Source organism: Chamaesiphon sp. VAR_48_metabat_403 (assembly GCF_031422475.1).
GTDB lineage: Bacteria > Cyanobacteriota > Cyanobacteriia > Cyanobacteriales > Chamaesiphonaceae > Chamaesiphon.
On the sequence record NZ_JANPLS010000359.1, the window covers coordinates 1 to 7,460 of the forward strand.

The following is a 7,460-nucleotide window of genomic DNA, read 5'->3' on the forward strand; positions in this document are numbered from 1 at the left end:
GATTCCTGGGTAAAATAGATCTAACAGCGATCGCGTTCGCGGAGCGTCTCCTGTCTTGTCTTGCTTCCACGGTCGCGGAACCCGCGCCGAGCAGCAAGCCGCTGTGGAGAATCGATTCTCGTATCGCTGTTGTGAGTATTAAATTTTGCCAGGGATAGCCATGTCTAACGCCGAACAGCCAGAGAAAATCCATCTACCTAAAACCAGCGAATCGGAAACCCTCAAAAAAATTAGACACACCACCTCGCATGTGATGGCGATGGCGGTACAGAAGCTGTTTCCCAAGGCTCTGGTGACGATCGGCCCGTGGATCGAAAATGGGTTCTACTACGATTTTGACAGCCCTGATGCCTTTACAGACAAAGATCTGAAGACAATTCAGAAGGAGATGATCAAGATTGTCAATCAGAAATTGCCAGTAGTGCGAGAAGAAGTAACTAGAGCCGAAGCCGAAGCCCGAATTTCCGCACTTAACGAGCCATATAAATTAGAAATTCTCGCCGGATTGCAAGAACCGATTACCCTCTATCACCTCGGCGATAAGTGGTGGGATTTGTGTGCGGGGCCGCATGTCGAAAATACTGGCGATTTGCACCCCAAAGCCTTTAAACTCGAATCAGTGGCGGGTGCATATTGGCGCGGCGACGAAACCAAGGCGCAATTGCAACGCATCTACGGTACCGCCTGGGAAAATCCCGAACAGCTTGCCGAATACGAACGCCGCAAGGAAGAAGCACTCCGTCGCGATCATCGCAAAATTGGTAAGGAACTAGGGCTGTTTATTTTCTCGGAATTAGTCGGCCCTGGTTTGCCACTTTGGACACCTAAGGGGACATTATTACGCAATACGCTCGAAGACTTCCTGAAAAAAGAGCAAACCAAACGCGGTTATTTACCTGTAGTTACGCCGCATATTGCCAAAACCGATCTGTTTATGAAATCGGGACACAGACAAAAATACAAGGAAGATATGTTCCCCATCATGGCGGACAATCTCGAAGATATTGCTGCTGACAATGGCTTTGTAATGAAGCCGATGAATTGTCCGTTCCACATCCAAATCTATCAAAGCGAATTGCGTTCTTATCGCGATTTACCGATTCGGTATGCTGGATTTGGGACGGTATATCGGTACGAACAATCTGGCGAACTTGGTGGCTTAACTCGCGTACGCGGCTTTACTGTCGATGACTCACACCTATTTGTAACTCCCGAACAGTTGGATGAAGAGTTTCTAAATGTGGTCGATTTGATTCTCTCGGTATTTGATAAACTTCGCCTAAAAAACTTCAAAGCACGCCTAAGTTTCCGCGATCCAGCTTCTGATAAATATATCGGGACTGATGATGCTTGGAATAAAGCCGAAGGCGCGATTACCCGTGCTGTTGAAAAGCTGGGCATGGATCATTTCATCGGCATTGGTGAAGCCGCTTTTTATGGCCCTAAACTCGATTTTATCTTTAGTGATGCACTCGATCGCGAGTGGCAATTGGGCACCGTTCAAGTAGATTACAATCTTCCCGAACGATTCGAGCTAGAATACATCGACGAAAACAGCAGCCGCCAACGTCCAGTCATGATTCACCGCGCGCCATTCGGTTCGCTCGAACGCCTAATCGGAATTTTAATTGAAGAATATGCTGGCGATTTCCCCGTGTGGATGGCTCCAGTTCAAATGCGCTTGGTACCTGTCGCTCAAGACTTTATGCCATTTGCCAAAGAAGTTTGTGCTAAATTACTCGCCCTTGGCGTACGCGCTGAAATAGATACCAGCAACGAACGGCTGGGTAAGATGGTTCGCAACGCTGAGAAGGCGAAAATCCCCATTGTGGGCATCATTGGCGGTAATGAGGTGGAGAACAACACCATTAGCATTCGTACCCGGATTGAGGGCGAATTAGGCGCAATTGGTGTCGATGAAGTAACGAAACGGATTGTAGATGCGATCGCGAATTTTAGCGATTTCTAATCCGTTGGAGTGAGACAAATTAATTTGTCTCACTCCAGCATATAATTTCTGTAGTAGGTTCGGCAGCAGAACAGAACCCAATCTCACTGCTATTTATCGCTATTGGAAACCTTGACAACAAATATTTATAACAGCCTCTACCACTACACTACTGAATACGGTCTACTTGCTATTATAGAAAGTAGGGTGCTGCGTCCTTCTTTAACTAAGCCGAATGGAAGAGATATTTTATTAGGCGAAGGTCAGTATTTTACAAATCTTGCACCAGAGACGATCGCTTGTAGATCGAGAACCGAGATGACCCCAATGCAAATAGAATCAGGTCAGCTTTCTATCTTTCAACTTGCCAACCGTATTATGAGAGGGACACTATCCCCAGAAAAGCTGGATTGTTTTATTGAGTTTGATGTTGCTAGCTTGAGAATCATTCACTCTAGTCAATATAAATATATCTATCTTCATGAAAGTAGAGTTGATTTAGACATTAGCAACCGAATAATTAGATCGGGAAAGACACTAGTATGAACAGTTACTTTAAATTTACAGCAGAATCAGATCTAGGAATAGGTATTCAGTATATTGAATTCGATGAGGAAAACTGGCCAATTAGACAAGCTGAATATTATGGAGATAGATGGTTTAACTCTAGTCACAAATGTCATCAAGATTTGGGTGGGATTGGTCTATGCGACCAGCAATTGACAACAGCAGGCATGAAAATAGGGGAACCTATCGATGCTAAAGAATTTGAGTTAATGTGGGATTTATCGAATCAAAAGCTGACAGAATCATTAGTTGCGATCGAGAACAAAGCACCTGTAAAAAACTAAGTAAGGAGCGTAAATTTGATGCTAGCTACTAGTAATGAGATTATTTATCCAGATAGCGACGGTTTACCGATGGCAGATAATACCAAGCAATTTCGGTTGATTACTACCATTCATGGCAATCTAGATTGGCTGTTCCGCAATGAAGAACTAGTTTTTGTAGCTGGAGATTTGCTATGGTATCCCATTGAAGGTAATCCTAAATATCGAGTGGCTCCAGATGTCATGGTTATCTTTGGTAGACCGAAAGGTGATAGGGGTTCCTATAAACAATGGCAAGAAGATAATATCGTACCGCAGGTGGTATTTGAAATTCTTTCTCCAGGTAATACTGAGGGAGAAATGGATCGAAAATTACAGATTTATGCCCGTTGTGGCGTGGAAGAATACTATATTTACGATCCAGATCGGTATATATTAAAAGGCTATCAACGCAGTGAAGATCTCTATCTAGAACGCATCGATGAGATGAATGGCTGGACTAGTCCGCGCTTGGGCATTAACTTTCAGCTAAATGGCACTGAGCTACAACTCACCCATCCAGATGGACGAATTTTTGAAACTTTCGATAATGTCGCTACCGAGCGCGATTCGATCCTTGCGGATAATCAGCGATTGGAAATAGATAATCAGCGATTAGAGATCGAGAAACAGAAAAGAGATCATAAGCTGCGAGAATTAGGCATCGATCCAGATACCCTCTAATTCTAAATTCGATCGAGCGTTAAACCCATATTCCGTACTTCAGTTTCTACGACAAATGCTGGTCACGAAGACTCGACAGTTTGCCGATACTATCGATCGTCAAAGTATTAGCAATTATTACTTTCATGTCTTGAATGCCCTTCCCAGCTAGAGCCAGCAGTAGGATCTTGCCGATGTCGATCGAGTCTACGATCGAGTTCTTGTTGTTGTGCGGGATCTAATTGAACTTCATCTTGTCTGTCTAGGATACTATCCCATAAATCTTCGGCAAGTTGAATGCGCTCGGAAATACTTAGTTGGGAAATTTCAACTTTGAGAAGCGGATGATTGCTCATATTAATCTAGTTCGCTAATTTACATCAACATTAAAATTATAGCATTGTGACAAATTACAGATTGACATTTATCGGTTTTGCTAAGAAGTTGTAAGTTCATATTTTGGCTTGAATTCAGTAATTTATCAGCTCATGTATTATAACCCACTCATCTCGGCGATCGCCAATGTTATTTTGACTGTTAATAATAGTAGCGATTTGGGAATACTAATAGATTGTGGGTATTTGCTATTATCTAGATTTCGATCGGTATTTATCTACTTTAACAACTATGCTCGTCAAAAAAGTAACCTTCATCCGATGCCAACATTCGATCGAATAGCTCGATCGCGCTAGTCGCAATTACAGTAGAACTGGAAAATTTATCTTGTTTGTTTCCTAGCAAAAACCAGCATTGCTGAGAACGAAAATTAAAATTAAAGGCGATCGATCGACCATCGCTAAGATCGATAAAAGCAGCGATAGTAATGGCACAGAGGTGGTTGTCGGGATAATCGTCATTCCAATAATCTTCCCATTCATGAGTGGGGAGAATATGCCAAGTACGATCGCGATCTCCATGTATAGTCGCACCATTAAACCGCTTTAGCATTTGAACTAATTCACGCGGAATCGATTCCGGTAGGCGACTCGATCGATCTAGCGGTGGCTCGGTAATATGTTCTTGTTGAATTCGATCTAGTAATCGACCGAATCGATCGGTTGAATCGCGCACGCCCCAGCCAATTTCTGGCTGTAATCTTCCAGATGGATCTTGACGAACGCCGATAAATCCGGCGATCGATTTTAAATCTAACTTCGTAGTAGTATCTAGTTGTCGGTATACTAGTTTGAAGGCAACCTGAGATATTCCTAGTGGTAAATCTGTTAGCGCAATTCCATTACTAGGCGGACTAAACCATGTATCTTTATCTGTTGGGTGGGGTAACTTACAACAATCGAGATCTAATAAACGATTGCGAACTGTAGGAGCTTTGGTAATCCGATCTCGGAGATATGGAAAGAGATCTGCGAGCCAACCTGTCATATATTCAACTTCATAAACCGATTGGGGTTTATAGATACATTGCCAGAAATCTCGATCGGGTTTACCTTGAGCTGTATTTATAAATTCCTGACAAATTGGCAACAATCGATCGACCCACCAACCCAAGTTATACTGTTTTAAACTTGCCACGCGATCGTAAATATTCTGCCAATCTGCAACTGTACCGAGTAAGGTAATTTCAGGAATCCCGCACCCACACAGCATTACATAGTCAAAGTACTGCTGAAAAGCATCCATCATTACTACATGGCTGGCGATTCGCGTAATTGGTGTGGTGGTACTAAAATTGCATTCCATTAATTGGTAAACATCCGCACCCACCCGATCTCTGATGAGTAAAGTCCATTGCTCGATGACTGTCGCCCAATGTGCGGGTAAAGTTGGTAAATTGTCAATCTCAGCTACCAGTTTTTCTTTACCTTGATGGCTGACAAAACTCGCTCGTAATTCTTCAGCATTGTTATTAATATGCTGCGCGAATCCTTGAGCGATCGTCAACCAAATGATATCTGGCGTTAGTTGTAACGATCGATGTTCGCTAAAAGCCGCGTGTACTGACAATGCTAACGGATGAATCTCGCGATCTGCGATCGTCTCAAATGCCTCATCGTGACTGAATGCTAATAACGGAGTCGTCAAAACTTGCTCGAATTGAGATCGGGCAAATACCGTCGGCAATCGATCTATAGCAGGTTTGACATCATCTACTCCAAACCGGATTTTACCCGTGCTGCGTTCTAAAATTGGCGCGATCGAGGACATTTTTCTCACCTCACTAGGGCAGATTCTCATAAGCCTACAACGTCGATCGCTAAAATTCCCGATCGATGATTCGATATAATATTTAATTGAGACGATCGGACTTCATTGACAAAAATTACTGAGTCCAATCAACGATCTTGAGGTTGGGCACTAATTCAAAATCTCTACGATTGCGTGTCGCAACAGTCAGATCTAAAGATAATGGGACTTGTACATCCACACATTTTTTAAAATTTAGCTTAAAACGACTTCTAGCTTCGCTTCCGCACCGCCCTCAAATGAATTAGTTGCTCATAGCAAAAGTTCGTTAAAACGAACTAATTAGTAATCAGTTCGGCAGTTCTCTTCAGAGAACTTGAGCTATTAGCCCGAACTTATAGTTCAGGGCGGTGCATGAACGGAGCAAATCAATTTTCCTTTTGCCGAACTCACGTTATTTAGCTCGATCGTTAATTAAAATGGTGGGCTTATGTTTAGGTACTTTTAGATATTTATCTCGATCGTTGATAGAGCTAATCTCTAGAAACGCGCTCCTCTTCGTTGAAGAGTAGTTCGATCTGTCTCGGATAGCCCCAGAACATTTTTGAAGGAAGCATTCTCGACAATTGCTCCCCTCAAAATGGCACTATCCAAGTCCGCGTTATCCAAATTTGCCTTACTCAGACTGGTTTGACACAGATCGGCACTACTCAGGTTCGTACGATTGAGGTTTGCATTACTCAGGTTCGCGCTACTCAGGTTTGCACCACTCAGATTTGCACCATTGAGGTTTGCATGGAACAGATTGGCACCACTTAGATTTGCACCACTCAAGTTCGCACCACTCAGGTCAGTGGACAACCCTTTAGTATTACTCAGGTTTGCTCCAGTTAAGTTGGCACCAATTAGTTTGGTTTGACCCAAATTAGCAGCATTTAGGTCAGCATTACTCAGGTCAGCTTTATGCAGATTGGCACCACTCAGGTCAGCACCAATTAGTTTAGTTTGACCCAAATTAGCACCATTTAGGTAAACATTACTCAGGTCAGCTTTATACAGATTGGCACCACTCAGGTCAGCATTACTCAAGTCAGCTTTGTGCAGATTGGCACCACTTAGGTTAGCTTTGTGCAGATTGGCACCACTTAGGTTAGTAGAGGAATACGAGCTACTCACTTTGGCACCACTTAGATTAGAGCCTCTTAGGTTGGCACCACTCAGATTGGCTCCCTGCAAATCTGCATTGCTCAGATCGGTACCAGATAAATTAGCATCACAAAAGTAAGCACCACTAAGCTTCGCTTTACTCAGTTTGCTTAAAGTTAAGTCTGCCTCGCTCAAATCGGCGCGCTCTAGATTGGCTTCAGACAAATCGACTTCAGACAGCTTGGCTCCCATCAGTTCGGCACCACTCAAGTCAGCTTTAAACAGATTGGCACCATTCAAGTTGGCGTTACGAAGGTCTGTACAACTTAAATTAACTCCAGTTAGATTAGCACCAGTCAGTTTAACCTCAGTCAGATCGGCTTTTCTCAAGTCGGATCCACTCAGATTAGCTCCGCTCAGATCGTTATACAGGCTAAATCGTTCGCCTACTTCAGGACTTAAATTCCATTGCTGGGCTAATTGTCGTCTATTGGCAACTGCACCACCACCTAAAACAGCAGCACCAACAGGTGGATGATTTTGTCCACCCATCACAACATCGACATTACTAGGCTTGATTTCTGACATGAGCGATCCGATCCAATTGGGTTGTAAAAAGTATGACGAAAAGGTGTAAGGTGGGCAATGCCCACCATCTAGATTTCAGATGAAATTATTACAGATTAACC

General features: G+C 43.2%; 7 protein-coding genes. 4 read left to right on the forward strand and 3 right to left on the reverse strand.

What is annotated here, in order from left to right; translation table 11 throughout:
* The first annotated feature begins 160 nt into the window (after positions 1 to 160).
* The 4 genes from thrS (at position 161) to RMO79_RS17485 (ending at position 3,501) form a co-directional block, all read left to right on the forward strand.
* Positions 161 to 1,969: a threonine--tRNA ligase gene (gene thrS, locus RMO79_RS17470; RefSeq protein ID WP_310484513.1), complete on the forward strand. Its 1,809-nt coding sequence runs from the start codon at positions 161 to 163 to the stop codon at positions 1,967 to 1,969.
* Between the two features lie 111 nt (positions 1,970 to 2,080).
* Positions 2,081 to 2,494 (forward strand): HYD1 signature containing ADP-ribosyltransferase family protein, encoded by a 414-nt coding sequence (locus tag RMO79_RS17475; protein ID WP_310484515.1) that lies wholly within the window; start codon positions 2,081 to 2,083, stop codon positions 2,492 to 2,494.
* Complete coding sequence (locus RMO79_RS17480; protein ID WP_310484516.1) at positions 2,491 to 2,799, forward strand: hypothetical protein; 309 nt, start codon at positions 2,491 to 2,493, stop codon at positions 2,797 to 2,799. Before RMO79_RS17475 ends, RMO79_RS17480 begins: the two co-directional genes overlap by 4 nt.
* 18 nt (positions 2,800 to 2,817) lie before the next feature.
* A complete protein-coding gene (locus tag RMO79_RS17485) occupies positions 2,818 to 3,501 on the forward strand; it encodes a Uma2 family endonuclease (protein WP_310484517.1) in 684 nt (227 codons plus the stop codon).
* Positions 3,502 to 3,608: 107 nt separating this feature from the next.
* Here the strand turns inward: RMO79_RS17485 and RMO79_RS17490 are convergent, their stop codons facing one another.
* From RMO79_RS17490 to RMO79_RS17500, 3 genes are all read right to left on the reverse strand, one after another.
* Positions 3,609 to 3,836: an addiction module protein gene (locus tag RMO79_RS17490; protein WP_310484519.1), complete on the reverse strand. Its 228-nt coding sequence runs from the start codon at positions 3,834 to 3,836 to the stop codon at positions 3,609 to 3,611.
* 262 nt (positions 3,837 to 4,098) lie between these two features.
* On the reverse strand, positions 4,099 to 5,646 hold the full coding sequence (locus RMO79_RS17495) for a DUF4419 domain-containing protein (protein WP_310484521.1): 1,548 nt from the start codon (positions 5,644 to 5,646) through the stop codon (positions 4,099 to 4,101).
* A gap of 519 nt (positions 5,647 to 6,165) precedes the next feature.
* Positions 6,166 to 7,359: a pentapeptide repeat-containing protein gene (locus RMO79_RS17500; protein WP_310484523.1), complete on the reverse strand. Its 1,194-nt coding sequence runs from the start codon at positions 7,357 to 7,359 to the stop codon at positions 6,166 to 6,168.
* Positions 7,360 to 7,460: the final 101 nt, after the last annotated feature.